Raw genomic sequence first — 17035 nt, forward strand, 5'->3', positions numbered from 1 at the left:
GATATGTCTTGTTTGGAGTAAAGACTTTGCCATCATACTTACCGATGTATTCTCGCTTATGGTCAGCGCACTGTTTTTCAGCGTTCCAAAAAGGCTTGTCGATATAAGCGTAACCGTTCTGACATCTGACTTTGCTGGTGATCCAAGGCTCATTGATTTTCAGTTCCATGGTAATTACCTCCTTGGTATAATTATACCAAGGATAAAGAGGAATCGCAAGCAAACTGGGCACTTTTGATACAATATTTTGTAGTTGCAAAGCCAGTAAGCACAAGGCTTTGCGATGATTAGTCAGATGAGTTTATACCGAATCCTTGGTATAAATTCACGGGAGCTTAGGCTTCATGCTCAACACTGTACATACACAGACTTGCAGCCATCATAAGTATAAGTATTATAAACACGGAAGCCATGAGTTGCTGCTTCTTCCTGCTTATAACTTCTGTTATTACATTCAATTGATCGTAATAGGAATTTATTCTGAACAGCCTCAGTATTCTGGCAACTCTAAAGAGTCTGAATACAGCCGTTCCGGCCGGAAAGAACACCGGGAAAAATACAGAAAAATAATAGGGCAGAAATGACACAAGGTCAACAATACCCGTGAAAGATAAAATATACTTCCTTACAGCCACAGATTCTTTATCCTTGGGATAAAGCTCATTAGCGGAAAGAAGTCTCAAAACATAATCAACCGCAAAGAAAAATGTCGTTACAGCCTCAATTCCAAGAAGGAGCGCTTTGTAATGCTCCTCCATGTATTTATAGGTAATCGCAAAAGCTGAAAAGAGATTTAGAACAAGTGCCGCAATACTTAAAAAGTCATAGAATCTGTTGATCGGTTCGTCTATCACACCGACACTGACCATATTAAATATCTTTGCTCTTAAGGTCTTGCTGATCAGAGTTTTTCTGTCTTTCACTGTTCTGCCTCCCTTACGCTCAGCCATAATCTTTACTTTTTGCGCTTTCCAAAGCTCTCCATTACAAGATCGTCGACATCCTGAAGATAATCAATACTTCTCTTTTTATTCTCTGCTTTGATATTTTTTCGCTCGGATTTTGATACGTTCATCGTATCCTTATCTTCGCCCATATACCATGCTTTTGTGGATCTCTCATCCTTTATATTGAGTCTTCCTACATTCTCAAATACAGATGCTCCGTCCTGATAAGACTTGTTTGAAGAACGCTCTCTTCTGGGTTTGGGAGAAGTATTCTCTCTTTCGGGGAGATCCGCATTTTTGTAAGAAGATCTGCGATTATCACTTCCTCTTCTGTCTTCAAACTTTCTTCTTCCCGAAGATGAACCTCTCTTGCCGTCGGTAGCACGTCTTCCTTCAAACGCACCCTTTTTCATATCGGAAGCTCTTCTTCCACCGTTGGGTCCTCTTCTTCTGTCCCTCTTTCCGGTTCTCTCGTCATATCTGAAATCTCTGCCGCCTCTGCGCCTGCGGTCTCCGTAATCACGGTCTTTCTCAAAGAGAACAAGATCCTCGATATCGGCACCCATCTTGAGCTTCATAAATCCTGCAGCAAGCTGCTCTGCGGTATATTCACCCTCTTCAATCTTCTGATTTACAAACTCAAGAGTTGAAGCAATATCGCCGTTTTCGATTATATCAATAACTTCGCCAAATACCTTCTGAGATTTTACTCTTGTTATCTCTTTGGCGGAAGGAACTCTTCTTTCCTCAATCTTGGTATGACAGATTCTCTCGATCTCACGGAGCTTGTACATTTCTCTGCCGCCGACAAGCGTAAATGATTTACCGCTTCTTCCGGCACGGCCCGTTCTTCCGATTCTGTGAACGTAATACTCAATATCTTCCGGAATATCAAAGTTAAATACAGCCTCAACGCCGCTTACATCAATTCCTCTTGCTGCAACATCGGTAGCAATAAGAATATTGATCTTATTATTTCTAAAGAGCTTCATAACGGTATCTCTCTGATTCTGTGAAAGATCTCCGTGAAGACCGTCAGCAAGAAATCCCTTGCCCTTTAACTTCTCCGAAAGTTCATCAACCATTCTCTTTGTGTTACAGAAAATAAGCGTTCTTCCGGGATTATAATAATCAAGGAGTCTTACAAGAACTTCCTCTTTCATTCTCTGAGGAATTCTGTAGTAAGTCTGCTCAATCGCAGCAACCGTTATCTCCTTAGGTGTCATCTTAATATATTCAGCATCTTTCTGATACTTTCTTGTTATCTGCAAGATAGGCTCGGGCATTGTCGCTGAAAAAAGAGCTGTCTGTCTTTCCTCAGGCATTCCTTCAAGGATAGTCTCAATATCATCCCTAAAGCCCATATCAAGCATTTCATCCGCTTCATCAAGAACAAGGACTCTGACATCCTTCATCTTCATGGTATGTCTTCTCATGTGGTCCATAACTCGTCCGGGAGTTCCCACAACAATCTGAACGCCGGCAGAAAGTGCTCTTATCTGCCTTGATATATCCTGTCCTCCGTAAACAGCAAGGACTTTAATGCCATGCATATATTTTGCAAAATCTCTTATATCATCTGCAGCCTGCATTGCAAGCTCTCTGGTAGGACAAAGTACAACTGCCTGTAAATGCTTATTTGAAGGATCTACCTTCTCAAGAAGAGGAATACCAAACGCAGCAGTTTTACCGGTTCCCGTCTGCGCCTGTCCTATAATATCTTTACCTTCCATCATTACGGGAATTGCCGCCTTCTGGATAGGTGACATATATTCAAAACCCATCTCTGAAACAGCACGGATTATCTTCTCATCAAGACCTGACTCGTCATATCTAATCTTTATTTCTTCGTTGTTATTATTTACTTCCATTCATTACATCCTTATTTTTTACAAGGTAATCCACAAGAGAAATGATGGTGAGCGCAAGTGCTATCCACATGATTACCTGAGTAAGCATATAAAAAACATTATTCTGTATATCTGCGATCATCAGGATTACCATAATCATTTGAAACGTTGTCTTAAATTTGCCCCAATAGCTTGCGGCAATTACCCTTCCGTTATCGGAAGCTATAAGTCTGAATCCGCTTATAACGAATTCTCTTGCGATGATGACGATAACTATCCATGAAGGAATTCTTCCAAGTTCTATAAGTCCTATCATCGCACTGCAAACAAGAAGTTTGTCTGCCAAAGGATCCATAAACTTACCAAAATCAGTGATAAGGTTATATTTTCTCGCGATCTTACCGTCAAGCATATCGGTAAGACTTGCAATTACAAATATTCCAAGCGCGATCCATTTAAATGAAACGCTCGCAGGATCAAACAAAAGAAAAAATACAAAAAAAGGAATCAATATCACTCTGCATACTGTCAATTTGTTCGGTAAATTCATATTATTTCCTCCCCAATCAAGTCGTATTCATTAGAGCCCGTTATATGTACCTTTATATAATCACCGGTCATAAGTTCTCTCTGAACTCCGGTCACAAAAAGATAGCCGTCAATATCCGGAGCATCCTTATATGTACGCGCCACGTAAGACAATCCGTCATCATCATCGGAATCTGTAATTCTTCCCTCTATAACGGCATCAACATCTCTTCCGACCATATCGTTTGCAGCTTCAAAAGCAATTTCCTGCTGAAGCTTCATAAGCTTATTTCTTCTTGTAGTCTTAACTCTTTCAGAAACCTGGTCGGGCATAGTCGCAGCAGGTGTATCTTCTTCCTGCGAATATGTAAATACGCCCAATCTGTCAAATCTAAGATCTCTTACAAGAGCCATAGTCTCATTGTGATCTTTTGCGGTCTCCCCCGGGAATCCGCTTATAAGCGTAGTTCTAATACAAATATCCGGAATCTCTTTTCTAAGCTTACCGATAAGCTCTCTGATCTCGGAATTGTTCGTCCTACGTCCCATCTTTTTAAGGATCCTGTCAGATCCCGACTGAATGGGTATATCAAGATAATTACATATCTTAGGCTCATTCTTTATAGTTTGAATAAGTTCATCTGTGATCTCTTCAGGATAGCAATACAAAACCCTTATCCACTTAAAGCCCTCAATCTCGCACAGTTTATGCAAGAGTTCAGGGAGCTTCTTCTCTCCGTAGAGATCCGTTCCGTACAAAGTGGTTTCCTGAGCAACTATCAAAAGTTCAGAAATACCTTGTTTAGCAAGCTTTCTGGCTTCATCCAAAAGCTGCTCCATCGGAACACTTCTGTAATTTCCTCTAACTTTGGGTATTATGCAATAGGTGCAATGTTTATCACACCCCTCTGCAATCTTAAGATAATTAAAAAGACCGCCTGTAGTAATAATTCTATCGTTGCCTCCCACAGGCTTTTTATTGATATCATCAAAATAGTTCTTGTGAGAAAAAATTGTGTTTCGGGCTAAAGTCTCATCAATAGCTTCTATGATCTTATCAGAGGATGTTACACCAAGGATTTCATCAACTTCGGGAATCTCATCCTGAATCTCATCCTTGTATCTCTGTGCAAGACAGCCCGTAACGATAAGTGCCTTAAGCTGTCCACTCTTCCTAAGTTCGGCAAGTTCGAGTATCGCATCAATACTCTCCTGCTTAGCATCATTTATAAAGCAGCAGGTGTTTACAACTGCTGCTTCTGCTTCCGATTCATCATCTGTAAAGTCGTACCCACGGCTATGCAGCATACCAAGCATAACCTCGGTATCAACTCTATTTTTGTCGCATCCAAGCGATACAAACAATATCTTCATATCAGTTTTCTTCTGTACTCTCAACTTCCTCAGCTACGTCGGCATTTTCAAGCTTATCTTTTTCTTCGTCTGTAAGAATTCTAAGAGTATCCTGATTCATTTCCTCAACTGCGATTGAAAGAGGCTTCTGCTTGTCCTTAACCTTTACCATAGGCTCGTCACCTGCGATAATCTGTCTTGCTCTCTTTGCTGTAGCCATAACTACAGAATATCTTGAGCTGATTACAGGCTCTTCTCCCTCTTCAACTCCCTTATTTACTACTTTCATCAGATCTACATATGAAGGATGTATCATGTTGTTCCTTTCCTGCGGATTTCCGCAAATAACACTTATTTGATAAAATTAGCGAAAACGCCGGTCAAAGCATTTCCTTAATATTTTTCAAGCTGTTTCCTTATGTCGTCTATAAACTCAATATTCCTGTCGGGACTGCAATGAGCTGCACTTATTATCCTGTGCACATTCTCAACACACTCATCAAGTTTATCATTGACAACAATATAGTCGTATTTCTCTATTCCGACCGATTCCTCTTTTGCCCTTCCGAGACGCTTTCTAATAACTTCGTCCGTTTCGGTTCCTCTTCCGCGAAGCCTCTTCTCAAGCTCATCGGCAGACGGAGGAGTGATAAACAAAAGAACTGCGTCCTTATATTGTTCTTTAATCTGAAGTGCTCCCTGGATCTCTATCTCAAGGATAACATCAATCCCGTTTGCAAGCTTATCTTCCACATACTTTCTGGGAGTTCCGTAGTAGTGGTTTACATACTTTGCATGTTCGATAAGTCCATCCTCTTCGATCATCTTCTCGAATTCTTCGGTAGTTACAAAAAAATACTCTCTACCGTTGACTTCACCCGATCTCGGAGTTCTTGTCGTGGCGGATACCGACAGAGCATACTGATCGTATTTTGCCGTAAGCGCCTTCATAACTGTGCCCTTGCCCGCGCCTGAAAAGCCCGAGACAACTATTATAATACCTTTACGATTCATCTGTAATATTCTCACTCTCTGATTGTGCCCTTGCACTGATTGTTTCAGGCAAAAGAGCTGATAACACAAGCATACCGTTTTCCATGACTAAAACAGCCTTGGTCTTGCGGCCTTGTGTCGCATCAACACCTGTCCCCTGTTCTTTGGCCTTTTGGACCATTCTCTTTATCGGAGCCGCCTCAGGACTGACTATACTGATAATCTTGTCGGCGTTGACAATATTGCCAAATCCAATATGAATGAGTTTACTCAATGTTCTGAATCTGCTCCCTTACTTTTTCTATATTGGTCTTAAGTGAGATTCCCCTGTCGGAGATCTTAAGATCAGTTGATTTGGAAAGGATGGTATTGGCTTCTCTGTTCATTTCCTGTGCAAGGAAATCAAGCTTTCTGCCGATTCCGTCCTTATCATCACCGTTTCCGAGTGCATCCGAAGTCGCTTCTATATGGCTTCTGAGTCTTGTAAGTTCCTCATCCACACACACTTTATCAGCAAATATAGTAACTTCCATGGCGAGACGATTCTCATCAATCTGCTTGTCTTCCATAAGATCCTGAATCTTCTCTCTGAGCTTGGCCTTATACTCTTTAATTATCTCAGGTGAACGTTCGGTGATATACTCTACATTTTCAAGCATCTCATCAAGTTTCGCCTTGAGATCGGCACAAAGGAATTCTCCTTCCTTGGCTCTTGATTCCATGAACTGTTTGCCCGCTTCATTCAGAGCTTTCTTAAGCCCTGTCCAGACCTCTTCCTCATCAAGTTCCTCTTCTTCCATAGTAAAGACTTCCGGAAACTTGGATAATAAAGGAAGTCGGATCTCATCGTCAAGATTAAAATCTTTTATCATTTCCTGCAAAGCATCGTAATATTCCTGTGCGATGGCTTTGTTATACTTAACCTTAGACTCAGATTCCGAAAAATCCTCATAGCTGACAAACACATCTACTTTGCCGCGTTTCATATAGCCTTTTAGTTCTGAACGAATTGCAGACTCAAATGCATTGAATTTCTTAGGCATCTTGATATTTATATCAAGATAACGATTATTAACAGATTTAAGCTCAACAATGTACTTGCGTTGACCTTCTGTGACTTCACTTCTGCCAAAACCAGTCATACTGCAGACCATCTGTAAATCCCCCTTATTTTTGGGCATAATAATACACAAGTTATTATAATATAACCTAAAATTAAGGTCAATGCAAACATAGCCGCAAACCGTCCATTTTTACAGCACAAAAGACTTACCTCCACTCCATTTGTTTACAATGGAATTTTGTAAGTCTTTGCACCAATAGGAACTATGTCATAAACAAAAATAGATAATAAGCTAATTTAATCGTTAAGAAGATCAAAGACAGCCGGCATACGCCGCTTCCGCGCCTTCTGTACGGATCTTCTTAAGGTCTTTTACAACCGCATCTGTAAGACCTGCTATATCATTAAGGTCGCGGTCCCACATCTTCTTATTTCCAAGGACTGCTCTAACAAGCTCCTCCTCAGAATCATTTCTATGCTCGTAGTAGAACTCAAGCGCCCATCTGTCATCACTTACGGTATATGTGTTTCCCGCGGGTCTCTTACAGATCAGACCTGCGTCCGTAAGCTCGGAAATATCATTGGAATAAAAAGCAATATATGCAGCAAGTGACATTGTAAGGCAAACCGGAAGCTTACCGTTCTTTTCAATATATTGAAGGAATGACGGCATGTTTCTTGCCTTCCACTTGCTTGTTGAGTTAAGTGATATCGACATAAGCTCATGATTTACGAAAGGATTGTTGAAACGATCCTTTACCGCACTTGCAAACTCATCAAGATCGTTCTTATCAAGGTGGTCTACAAGCGTAGGAATAACTTCATCGTTAAGCATCTTATTCATGAAACCTGCGATATTTTCATTCTGCATACAATCTCTTACAATATTCTGACCTGCAAGATATGCACCGAGCACAAATCCTGTATGTGCGCCGTTGAGAATACGGACCTTACGATGCTTGTATGGCATTACATCCGGAACAACATGGACATTGACACCAGCTTTCTTAAACGGAAGTCTGTCTTCAAGTTCTTTGGGGCCTTCAATTATCCATACGCCAAAAATCTCACCGACATCAATGAGCTCATCGTGGTATCCGTTTTCAGCTTCAAGCTTCTGAATTTCTTTTTCATCGCGGATACGTCCCGGAACAATTCTGTCTACAAGGGTTGAGCAAAAAATATTGTCATTGTTAACCCAAGCTTTGAATTCATCGCCAAGCTCCCACTGCTCAATATAGCTGTCAACGCACTTAAGTAGCTCTTTTCCGTTATTGTCTATAAGTTCGCAGGAAAGAACGACAACACCTTTCTTGCCTGCCTTGTATCTTGCATAAAGAACCTGTGTGAGCTTTCCGGGGAAACTGCTTGCCGGAACATCATCAAATTTACATGACGGATCGTAGGCAATTCCCGCCTCTGTCGTATTCGAAACGATAATATCGAGTGAATCGCTTGTTGCGATCTCCATCATCTTGTCAAAATCAGTTTTCTCATAGGGATTAAGACAACAATCAACAGCGGAAATAACTCTTTTAAGGTCAACCTTCTCTCCGTTCTCGCTTCCTCTGAGATAAAGAGTGTAAAGACCTTCCTGATTGTTGATAAGCTTTGTAAGCCCCTGTGCTATCGGCTGCACCAGCGCAACCTTGCCGTCAAATCCGGCTTTTTCATTACTTATATCAAAAAAATAATCAACAAAAGCGCGAAGGAAATTGCCTTCACCAAACTGAAGAACCTTCACCTGCGCGTCCTTCTGTACAAATCCTGTGTAACCCGATTTTGCCAAAACATCATAATTTAATAATTCCATTTTTTGTAACCTCCATAAAATGTAACTTCTTACATTTCAAATCATACAAAATTAACCTCGAATATTGTTATAACACATTATGTAAGCGTTTACAATATCAAGTACAAAAAATGCAATATTCTCTTTCATTTTCTTTAGGGAAACGTTGATTATACAAAAGGCTGTTCACCGTTGTTACCCGGTGAACAGCCTCTGCTTTTTATATCATCATCTACTTATATAATCCGGTCTGTCATCCATTATGATCGCTGCAATAATGTAGATCAGAAGTCCGCTTCCGTATGTAAATGCAAGTATCGCATAAACAAGGCGAACTATTGTCGGATCAATGCCAAAGAACTCAGCGAGTCCTCCGCAAACGCCACAGACTTTTCTGTCATTACTTTTATAGATTCTCTTTTTTTCCATATCCCAATTTCCCCTTCCCTTTATGATACAACCAATTCTTTTTTAAATAAAAACTTCTTTATAACTACCGCAAATGCTATAAATACAACGCACAATAGAATGTAAATAATATAACTGAATTCTCCGTGATAGATCATGGGAAAGAACACAGAAAGCGAATTATTGATCATGTGTAGCAATATTGCAGGAATTATCGAGTTATACATATATGCAAGATAAGCAAGCAGCATTCCCAGCGGAATCGCGTAAATACTCTGTATGGGATTAAGATGCACAATACCGAATGCAATACCGCTCAGAACCATGCATCCTATAAGTCCGAATACCTTCTTCGCATTCCTCACAAGAAGTCCCCTGAACACAATTTCCTCAGATATAGGTGCAATCAGAGCAGCCGAGATAACCCCAATTATACTTCCGTTGCCAAGAACACTCTCCATCATAGATTCAAACTCTTTGCCTGCTTCCGGCATAACAGCCACTTCAATCTGAGATACTATATTCGCAAAAAAGAATCCTGCAACCGAAAGTGCAATGATAAAAGCAAGATCTTTGAAGTTTGAAATCTTCTTTAATCCGGATTCATACACACCTTCATTTTTATCTTTTTTTACATACTTAGCATAATACCATATTCCAAATATAATAAGACACGCCATCTGAGATAACAGTACAGATAACGGAATCAGACTCTCATATCCTAAATTATTCCCCGTCAATACCGTACCGAGTGAAACGGCAACACCTGCAAAAACGCCGGCAATAACCTGAATTGCAAGCATAAGCACAATTAAAAGAGCAGCAAATAATATTGTTTTCATTTTGGGTTTAAGTGATTGATTCATAGCATCCTCCGCTTTTTCATTTTTTTGTATCACTCTTTCTTATGAAGTAATTATATACGACACACTCTTTGTAATATACATCATATGTGGCGAAAAATGTCTTGCTATTTCTATTTTTTAACGGATTAAAACTATTTTGACAGACCCTCTCGCGGCTAGTAGACTATACAATATATTATTGACGTTTACATTTGGAGTAAAAAATGGCATTTGACGGTATAACCATAGCAAATATAACTAAAGATATGAGCGATCTTCTGACCGGAGGAAGAGTCTACAAGATTGCACAGACTGAGAGCGACGAGCTTCTTATAACAGTTAAGCTCTCCTACGAGAACACGGACAAATACGGAATAAAGCAGGCTAAGATGATAATGTCCGCCGATGCTTCTCTCCCGCTTATTTACATGACGGATGAGACAAAGCCTTCGCCGATGACTGCGCCGAATTTCTGCATGCTCCTTAGAAAGCACATCCAGAACGGCCGCATTATCTCGGTCACTCAGCCGGGCCTTGAGAGAATCATTCGCTTTGAGATTGAGCACCTTGATGAAATGGGCGACTTAAGGCACAAGGTTCTTCTCATTGAGATTATGGGCAAATACAGCAATATCATTTTTACCGACGAAGAAAATGTGATCATTGACAGCATCAAACACATTCCCGCATCGGTAAGTTCAGTCAGAGAAGTTCTTCCCGGACGCGAATACTTTGTTCCCTCTCAGGACAAGGTTAATCCTCTTGAGACAAGCGCAGATGAGTTCTCTGCGATTGTACTGAGTAAAGGTGTTCCCGTGTTTAAGGCTATTTATCAAGGCTACACAGGTCTTTCACCCATTATTTCTCAGGAGATATGCAAAAGAGCCGGCATCGACTCGGATAAGTCCGCCATCGCGCTTGACACTTCCGAATCCATAGCTCTTTACAGAGCCTTTTCAGAGATCGTCGACATGGTAAAAAACGGCGAATTCACGCCGGAGATCATTTATGAAGGAAACTCACCGAAAGAGTACTCTTCCATCCCTCTTACCATGTACAAGGATGCCCCCGGCTTTTCGGCAGCGCCGCAAAACAGCATCTCAGAGCTAATAAGCAAATATTATGCAGAGAAAAATGTTGTTACAAGAATAAGGCAAAAGTCCGTCGACCTCAGAAAAATCGTTCAGACCGCGCTTGAAAGAAACGTCCGTAAGTACGATCTTCAGACAAAGCAAATGCTCGACTGTGACAAAAAGGACAAATACAGAGTATACGGCGAGCTCCTTACAGTCTACGGCTACAGTGCAGAGCCCGGTGCCGATAAGATCACGGTCAACGATTATAACACGGGAAAAGACATAACAATCACTCTAGATCCTACTCTGACTCCGAACCAGAATGCCAAGAAGTATTTTGACAAATATACGAAACTTAAGAGAACAGCCGAAGCTTTGGAAGAACAGCTGAAAGAATCAAAAGAAGCTATCGAGCAGCTCGAATCAATAGAAAGCGCCCTTGAGATTGCCGAAAAAGAAGCCGACCTTGCGCAGATAAGGCAGGAGCTTCACGAAAGCGGCTACATCAAATCAGGCTTTGGAAAGAGCGGCCGTAAAGAAAAGATAACAAGCAAGCCCTTCCACTATCAGTCAAGCGACGGCTTTGATATTTATGTCGGAAAAAACAATATTCAGAATGATGAGCTTACCTTCAAAACCGCAAACGGCGGCGACTGGTGGTTCCACGCAAAGAAAATACCGGGATCTCACGTTGTCCTCATCACAAAGGGCAAAGAAGTTCCCGACAGGGCATTTGAAGAAGCTGCTGCCCTTGCAGCCTACTATTCAAAGGGAAAAATGCAGGAGAAGGTCGAGATTGACTACTTAAAGCGCAAAGATGTGAAAAAACCGAACGGCTCAAAACCCGGCTTCGTAGTTTATTACACCAACTATTCGCTTTCGATCTCACCGGATATATCCGCTCTTAAACTTATAAGTGATTAAAAAATCAAGGGAGGGAAGTCAAGGGGACGGTTCTTTTGACTTATGACTAATAAGTCAAAAGAACCGTCCCCTTGATTTAATTTTAAACTTTATGCTCTTCCAAGTATTGTTTCCACTTCATTCCTCTTCTCATACAAAACGCATCCGCCGGAATGATCGTCATTAAGCACGCCTTCATTCTGAAGCGCTATGAATAGTCTTGAATTCATGGCTTCCCTCAAAGAAGTTTCTTTTACATTTATATCGGAATATGGTGAAAACGGGCAAGGCTCAGCTCCGCCGTGAGAGTTGATGTGGAAGAATCCTCTTCCGGCCGCAATACATCCGCCTGAACTCTTCTCGTCTCCCGGGAAAGAAACAAATACCATCTCCGGATGTTCCTGCCTTAATCTCATAATCTCTTTTTTCAGATATTCTCTTTCCTCATCTCCGGGCGCCAGATGTGCCGAATCATCCGTAACGGGAACAAACTCAACAAAGATCACAGCTTTGCATCCCTTATCAGACAGCTTACCGATAAAGCTCTCAGAAGATACATCCTTAAGATTTTCTGTCGTCACAGTCACCGAAGCGCCGTAAATAAGCCCGCGATCATTGAGCTCATCCATATTTGAAATGAGCTTGTCATAGACTCCGTCGCCGCGCCTTTTGTCGGTAGCATCCTTCTCGCCCTCGATACTCATAATCGGAATGAGATTCCTGTTTTTATCAAACATGTCAAAATACTTATCAGCCATATATGTTCCGTTAGTAAAAATCGGAAACAGTATATTCTGCTTCTTTCCCGCTGCTTCTATCACTCCTTTTCTAAGAAGCGGTTCTCCGCCTGCAAGAAGAATAAAGCTGACTCCGAGATCGTCGGCTTCATCAAAAACCTTAAGCCAATCATCATCTGAAAGCTGCCTAACAGGCTCAGTATCTTCCGTAGCATTGTTACATCTTGAATAGCAGCCCGCACAGTGAAGGTTACAGCTGCTTGTTATACTTGCAATGAGAAACGGAGGTATATGCTCGCCTTCCGCTTCCAGTCGTGCTCTCTTCTTTGACGCAGATCTTGATGCCATGGCAAATTTCGCCATATAGGCACTTTCTTTCGGATTCTTAAGCGTGGCTTTTATCGCATCCGAAACCACCCTTTCGACTCCGTGCGTCATATATTCCTGAATATCAAATTCCTTCATAAATACTACCTCTTGCTACCACTTACAACTAGCATTGCTTTTTATAAATGATTTTGCACAATTGCATTTTATAAAACTTATTATAATAATATCACAATTTCATTTTTCTTCAACAATTATTTCCCCGTATCAAAAAAGCTGCAAAAAAGATCTCCCATCTTTTTCACAGCTCCCTATTATTACTCCAAAATAAGTATCCCGGCAACCTGCTTCAATACTTATTTTCTTATCATCGCTTTTATCCCTTTAAGAATTCTTTTTTCTTCCGGACTCAATCAGCTCTTTTTCAAATGCATCAGGATTCTTGAGATAATAATCCTGATGGTATTCTTCCGCCTCATAGAAATTCTTGAACGGCAAAACCGCTACCTGAACCTTCTTTCCCGAGTCTTTCGCTATTTTCTCGATTTTTTCAAGAGCTGTCTTTTTCTCATCGTCAGACATATAGAAAATAGCAAGCGTGTAGGAAAAGCCTTTGTCGATAAACTGCCCTTCCGCGTCAAACGGATCCACGTTGGCAAAATAGATATCAAGAAGCTTATCGTAAGATACCTTTTCCGGATCATACACAAGCTTTATAGTCTCTCTGTGCCCTGTCTCCTGGTGTTTTACCTGCTCATATGTCGGATTCTCCTCATCTCCTCCGGCATATCCGCAAACAACCTCATCAACTCCGTACATTTTATAAATAGGTGTGACACACCAAAAGCATCCACCTGCAAAATAAGCTTCTTTCACGATCAATTTACTCCTTCAATCTTATATTTATTTTTAAAAGCCGATTCTTTTTATCTCATCTACAAGATTCCTTCCGTATATCTCACATCCAAGACAATTGGGATGAAGATTATCAAGGAAATATTCAGGGAAATGAGGTATCATTTTCATTCCGTCAACAATCTTTACGTTTTTGTGCTGTCCTGCTATATTTCTGACTTTCTCGCAAAAATCCATAAGAACCGGAAGTCCGTCGACTGAATCGCCTCTCCAAAGAGGTGTTATGCAAAGGATAGGTATCTCTTTTCCATAAATCCCTATCAAAGTCTCGTAGTACTCTTCCACCACGCTCATATCGTCGTCGCCATATTGATTTGTTCCGAGCGCAACGATAATTTTGTCGGGATTGTATCCTTCCATCTTCATGAGTGAATTCTTATCATAAACATAGCCACCGATTCCTTGGTTTATAATATCATAATTTAAAATCCTGTTAGCGACACTGACATAAGTATTTGACGATCTGAGCGGACCGTAACCCTGAGTGATTGAATCTCCGAGCCATAAGACTTTCTCACCTTTAACAGCGGGCACTATCTTGGCGTCAATCGCAAAGTTCTTTATAAGAACGGTGGCGTCGGCAGGAAGGTAGATAACAACATTCTTTTCACCTTCGGGAAGTTCCCATTCAATCGTTCCGACATCCATAATGTCTTTTACATACTTAATTCCGCTCACAAGTCCGTCAACCATGATTTCAAAAGAATCCGGGGATCCCTTCCATATGATCTTGTAATCAAATGACAACTTGTTTGCAGACGTTCTAAACTCAAGAGTTTTGGCCGTTGATGCAGTACAGCGCTCATACCACATTTCTAACGCACCTTTAAAATATTCAATCTGCTTTTTGGAATACTGAAAAGCTTGAAGATACCCATCATCCGTCTCCTCAAATTCATATGTCCCAAAATAGATTACTTTTAATTCTTCATTTGTCAAAACCATTTCATACCTCCCAATACACATTAAAAAGCCAAGTTTACCTTTTAATTTTCTTTTCCGATAAGAGTCGTCAACAGATCGATAACTCCGATATCTTGCCTGTCCGAATACTCTTTAAGCTCATATATATTATCTTTTCCAAAAGAAATGATACGTGCTATCTCGGTATTGTCGGAACTGTTCTTAAACGCATCAAATGCTGACAGAATCTTTTCTGAATCCATGCTTGAGCAAAAAACTGTCTGAATGCCATATTTCTTTTCATCGGTAATAAGATACGTATCACCGGTAGAAACGATGCTGTCCCTGATGGCACTTCCAGCTTCCTCTTCAAACTCTCTTAAAGCAGCCTTCACCGGATCTAAGTTTCCGCTATCATCCCTGTCGTCGGGATCGATAACACCTCCGATAAACTGAATTTTCCCTTTGTTCTCCGATCCGGTTCCGTTTAGTGAAACAAAAAACTTGCCGTCTGTAGATTTCAGGATTCCCCCTGCATACGTATTTTTGCAAGCATAGTGTCCAAGGTCGTTCACCTGACCGCACTGATAATTTGCATAATCGGAAAGCTCACATTCAAGACTCACTTCTCCGTCATTATTTTCCATTTTCACCGTCGAATAAACAGGTCCGTTAAAAAGCCACGGATGCACTTCCAAAAGTTTTTTCCAGTGGTCGTTTATTGCTTGCTCCGCTTCTTTTGACAGCACCAGATTCCTGCCGGTATCGTTGATTGAAATTCTCTTGGTTTTTATTATCGTTGCCATTGTATTTATTCTCCGTCTTTCCCATATGTTTTCATTTTTCGATAAAATAATAAAAATTTGCAACCGGTGCGGATTTCTGTAATTTCATTTAAATTACAATACCGGGTAGTCCCCTATCCCATACTTCAAATAACGCATAATGCGAAGTTCATCAACCGCATCCGTCAGTGCATTGTGAAACTCCGTATATCCGTCCTCGCCAAACATGTGAAGGATATTCTCAACTCTGTAGCCGCTCTTTAATCGTCCTGTCGAACAGCATATTGCATCCGCAGGTATCTTGGGATTGTGCTGCTTATAGGCTGCGAGCTTTAATATATCATGCCAGTTATAGTCATGAAGTTCCGGAAGTACCCTTGCATCAAACGATGCGTTATATGCAAATATTGATTTAATCCCAAAAGAATCAAGGTAATCCTTAATCTCTTTTACAGCGCCCTTGCGATCTGTAAGCTGCGGAGTCTTCCCTTTGATATTAAGCGCATATGAGTACATCCCTCCGACTTTGGCAGCTTCCTCGATAATGATATATTTGTTATCCAGAGCTACAAATTGCCCTTCTTCCGCTATTACTATGCCTACCGACATAACAACATTTTTCCAGTTTGTTTCCGTGTCTATTACTGCAAACTTCTCAGCCATTTATTTCTGTCCTATTCTCGATTATTCTACTTAAAAAAAATCTTTATTATACCTGCCAAAATCAAAAGCCATGAAAACAGACGCAACAATATTAGTTCTAACCCTCTATCATTTCTTAGTATTCCAAACATACGCTCCCAGCAAAGAAGCTATTACAAGTTCCCATGCTATTATTGTTGCTATCGTTATTATAATCTTTTCTAATCCTTTCCCCTGTTTTGGGGCAGCAACTTTCTAACAAATAATCCTTATGCCATTCCGTGAACGTCATAAGGATTAATACTTCTTAAACAAATCTGTATGTGTCCCTGTTCTAACAGCTGTTAAAACAAGGTTATTATCATCTCTTCCGTAAATCAAAAGCCAATCAGGTTGTATATGGCATTCATTGAAGCCTTCATAATCTCCATGTAGCGGATGATCCAAGTATTTTGCATCAAGTGAATATCCCTGAAGCAGCTCATCAATAACGTTCTCAAGCAATCTTATATTCAAGCCACGCTTTTTTGCAAGCTTATAGTCTTTCTTAAACTTGGTAGTATATTTTAATTCGTACTTAATTTCTCTCATTCTGCATCAAGCTCATCAAACAGTTCTTTTGCAGAACTATAAGCCTTTGCTTCAACCTTTCCGGACATTATATCCTTTGCCTCTTTCATAGCAGAAATAGTATCCTCATTATATTTTGAAATTTTCACATCGAAAGGAATTCCACCTTCCATTAAAGACTTTTCAAAGAATATATTAACCGCCTCTGCCAGAGTCATACCAAGATTCCCATATAATTCCTCAAGGCTTGTCTTCTTTTGTTTATTCATTCGCATATTAAAATTTGTATCTTTTACCAAGGTCGCTGACATCATCATCACCTCCTACTAATATAATAATAGCATGATGTATTACTTTTGCAACACATTGTTTTACATTTAATAAAAATGTCAGAGTTA

The 17035-nt window shown here is 40.5% G+C and carries 19 protein-coding genes; 1 reads left to right on the plus strand and 18 read right to left on the minus strand.

The genetic code is table 11. The annotated features are described in order from the left end of the window. Positions 1-335: 335 nt before the first annotated feature. The 11 genes from BLP87_RS00015 to BLP87_RS00065 all read right to left on the minus strand — a co-directional run bounded on the left by BLP87_RS00015 (position 336) and on the right by BLP87_RS00065 (position 9800). The gene (locus BLP87_RS00015; protein WP_242871784.1) at positions 336-923 is read right to left on the minus strand and encodes an ion transporter; all 588 of its coding nucleotides are present in this window, start codon (positions 921-923) and stop codon (positions 336-338) included. Between the two features lie 32 nt (positions 924-955). Beyond that, on the minus strand, positions 956-2818 hold the full coding sequence (locus BLP87_RS00020) for a DEAD/DEAH box helicase (RefSeq protein WP_083334334.1): 1863 nt from the start codon (positions 2816-2818) through the stop codon (positions 956-958). Further along, entirely contained in the window at positions 2805-3347 is a 543-nt protein-coding gene (gene pgsA, locus BLP87_RS00025; RefSeq protein ID WP_074460891.1) for a CDP-diacylglycerol--glycerol-3-phosphate 3-phosphatidyltransferase, read from the minus strand. Before pgsA ends, BLP87_RS00020 begins: the two co-directional genes overlap by 14 nt. After that, positions 3344-4699 carry a 30S ribosomal protein S12 methylthiotransferase RimO gene (gene rimO, locus BLP87_RS00030; RefSeq protein ID WP_074460892.1) on the minus strand — a complete coding sequence of 452 codons (1356 nt, stop codon included), beginning with the start codon at positions 4697-4699 and terminating at the stop codon, positions 3344-3346. The genes pgsA and rimO overlap by 4 nt, the downstream gene beginning before the upstream one ends. 1 nt (position 4700) lies before the next feature. Beyond that, positions 4701-4967 carry a DNA-directed RNA polymerase subunit omega gene (gene rpoZ, locus BLP87_RS00035; RefSeq protein WP_330389914.1) on the minus strand — a complete coding sequence of 89 codons (267 nt, stop codon included), beginning with the start codon at positions 4965-4967 and terminating at the stop codon, positions 4701-4703. 104 nt (positions 4968-5071) lie between these two features. After that, positions 5072-5692, minus strand: coding sequence for a guanylate kinase (gene gmk / locus BLP87_RS00040; RefSeq protein WP_074460894.1), 621 nt, complete (start codon positions 5690-5692; stop codon positions 5072-5074). After that, positions 5682-5945, minus strand: a complete 264-nt coding sequence (locus BLP87_RS00045) for a DUF370 domain-containing protein (protein WP_074460895.1) — start codon at positions 5943-5945, stop codon at positions 5682-5684. The genes gmk and BLP87_RS00045 overlap by 11 nt, the downstream gene beginning before the upstream one ends. Then, positions 5938-6825, minus strand: a complete 888-nt coding sequence (locus tag BLP87_RS00050) for a YicC/YloC family endoribonuclease (protein WP_074460896.1) — start codon at positions 6823-6825, stop codon at positions 5938-5940. Before BLP87_RS00050 ends, BLP87_RS00045 begins: the two co-directional genes overlap by 8 nt. A gap of 222 nt (positions 6826-7047) precedes the next feature. Continuing rightward, positions 7048-8547, minus strand: coding sequence for a tagaturonate reductase (locus tag BLP87_RS00055; RefSeq protein WP_074460897.1), 1500 nt, complete (start codon positions 8545-8547; stop codon positions 7048-7050). A 207-nt stretch (positions 8548-8754) separates the two neighbouring features. After that, positions 8755-8955, minus strand: coding sequence for a PspC domain-containing protein (locus BLP87_RS00060; RefSeq protein ID WP_074460899.1), 201 nt, complete (start codon positions 8953-8955; stop codon positions 8755-8757). A gap of 20 nt (positions 8956-8975) precedes the next feature. Then, entirely contained in the window at positions 8976-9800 is an 825-nt protein-coding gene (locus BLP87_RS00065) for a CPBP family intramembrane glutamic endopeptidase (protein WP_074460900.1), read from the minus strand. A gap of 203 nt (positions 9801-10003) precedes the next feature. Here BLP87_RS00065 and BLP87_RS00070 point away from each other — a divergent pair, with 203 nt between their 5' ends. Next, entirely contained in the window at positions 10004-11779 is a 1776-nt protein-coding gene (locus BLP87_RS00070) for an Rqc2 family fibronectin-binding protein (RefSeq protein WP_074460902.1), read from the plus strand. 89 nt (positions 11780-11868) lie between these two features. Here BLP87_RS00070 and BLP87_RS00075 read toward each other — a convergent pair whose 3' ends face one another. The 7 genes from BLP87_RS00075 to BLP87_RS00105 all read right to left on the minus strand — a co-directional run bounded on the left by BLP87_RS00075 (position 11869) and on the right by BLP87_RS00105 (position 16948). Beyond that, a complete protein-coding gene (locus BLP87_RS00075) occupies positions 11869-12960 on the minus strand; it encodes a radical SAM/SPASM domain-containing protein (protein ID WP_074460903.1) in 1092 nt (363 codons plus the stop codon). 246 nt (positions 12961-13206) lie between these two features. Beyond that, complete coding sequence (gene msrA, locus BLP87_RS00080) at positions 13207-13698, minus strand: peptide-methionine (S)-S-oxide reductase MsrA (protein ID WP_242871785.1); 492 nt, start codon at positions 13696-13698, stop codon at positions 13207-13209. Between the two features lie 33 nt (positions 13699-13731). Further along, the gene (locus tag BLP87_RS00085) at positions 13732-14682 is read right to left on the minus strand and encodes an SGNH/GDSL hydrolase family protein (protein ID WP_074460907.1); all 951 of its coding nucleotides are present in this window, start codon (positions 14680-14682) and stop codon (positions 13732-13734) included. 41 nt (positions 14683-14723) lie between these two features. Beyond that, positions 14724-15446: an NUDIX hydrolase gene (locus tag BLP87_RS00090; RefSeq protein ID WP_074460908.1), complete on the minus strand. Its 723-nt coding sequence runs from the start codon at positions 15444-15446 to the stop codon at positions 14724-14726. A gap of 93 nt (positions 15447-15539) precedes the next feature. Further along, positions 15540-16088: a 3'-5' exonuclease family protein gene (locus BLP87_RS00095; RefSeq protein ID WP_074460910.1), complete on the minus strand. Its 549-nt coding sequence runs from the start codon at positions 16086-16088 to the stop codon at positions 15540-15542. A gap of 276 nt (positions 16089-16364) precedes the next feature. Then, positions 16365-16658: a type II toxin-antitoxin system YafQ family toxin gene (locus BLP87_RS00100; protein WP_074460911.1), complete on the minus strand. Its 294-nt coding sequence runs from the start codon at positions 16656-16658 to the stop codon at positions 16365-16367. Then, positions 16655-16948, minus strand: coding sequence for a type II toxin-antitoxin system RelB/DinJ family antitoxin (locus tag BLP87_RS00105; RefSeq protein WP_176756574.1), 294 nt, complete (start codon positions 16946-16948; stop codon positions 16655-16657). Before BLP87_RS00105 ends, BLP87_RS00100 begins: the two co-directional genes overlap by 4 nt. Between the last annotated feature and the right edge of the window lie 87 nt (positions 16949-17035).

The organism is Butyrivibrio hungatei (assembly GCF_900101605.1).
Lineage (GTDB): Bacteria > Bacillota > Clostridia > Lachnospirales > Lachnospiraceae > Butyrivibrio > Butyrivibrio hungatei_B.

Excerpts from the sequence above, each read along its gene's own strand:
- BLP87_RS00020 (WP_083334334.1), bottom strand. The coding sequence starts at position 2,818 with ATGGAAGTAAATAATAACAACGAAGAAATAAAGATTAGATATGACGAG.
- pgsA (WP_074460891.1), bottom strand. The coding sequence starts at position 3,347 with ATGAATTTACCGAACAAATTGACAGTATGCAGAGTGATATTGATTCCT.
- rimO (WP_074460892.1), bottom strand. The coding sequence starts at position 4,699 with ATGAAGATATTGTTTGTATCGCTTGGATGCGACAAAAATAGAGTTGAT.
- rpoZ (WP_330389914.1), bottom strand. The coding sequence starts at position 4,967 with ATGAAAGTAGTAAATAAGGGAGTTGAAGAGGGAGAAGAGCCTGTAATC.
- gmk (WP_074460894.1), bottom strand. The coding sequence starts at position 5,692 with ATGAATCGTAAAGGTATTATAATAGTTGTCTCGGGCTTTTCAGGCGCG.
- BLP87_RS00050 (WP_074460896.1), bottom strand. The coding sequence starts at position 6,825 with ATGGTCTGCAGTATGACTGGTTTTGGCAGAAGTGAAGTCACAGAAGGT.
- BLP87_RS00055 (WP_074460897.1), bottom strand. The coding sequence starts at position 8,547 with ATGGAATTATTAAATTATGATGTTTTGGCAAAATCGGGTTACACAGGA.
- BLP87_RS00060 (WP_074460899.1), bottom strand. The coding sequence starts at position 8,955 with ATGGAAAAAAAGAGAATCTATAAAAGTAATGACAGAAAAGTCTGTGGC.
- BLP87_RS00065 (WP_074460900.1), bottom strand. The coding sequence starts at position 9,800 with ATGAATCAATCACTTAAACCCAAAATGAAAACAATATTATTTGCTGCT.
- BLP87_RS00070 (WP_074460902.1), top strand. The coding sequence starts at position 10,004 with ATGGCATTTGACGGTATAACCATAGCAAATATAACTAAAGATATGAGC.
- BLP87_RS00075 (WP_074460903.1), bottom strand. The coding sequence starts at position 12,960 with ATGAAGGAATTTGATATTCAGGAATATATGACGCACGGAGTCGAAAGG.
- BLP87_RS00085 (WP_074460907.1), bottom strand. The coding sequence starts at position 14,682 with ATGGTTTTGACAAATGAAGAATTAAAAGTAATCTATTTTGGGACATAT.
- BLP87_RS00090 (WP_074460908.1), bottom strand. The coding sequence starts at position 15,446 with ATGGCAACGATAATAAAAACCAAGAGAATTTCAATCAACGATACCGGC.
- BLP87_RS00095 (WP_074460910.1), bottom strand. The coding sequence starts at position 16,088 with ATGGCTGAGAAGTTTGCAGTAATAGACACGGAAACAAACTGGAAAAAT.
- BLP87_RS00100 (WP_074460911.1), bottom strand. The coding sequence starts at position 16,658 with ATGAGAGAAATTAAGTACGAATTAAAATATACTACCAAGTTTAAGAAA.
- BLP87_RS00105 (WP_176756574.1), bottom strand. The coding sequence starts at position 16,948 with ATGTCAGCGACCTTGGTAAAAGATACAAATTTTAATATGCGAATGAAT.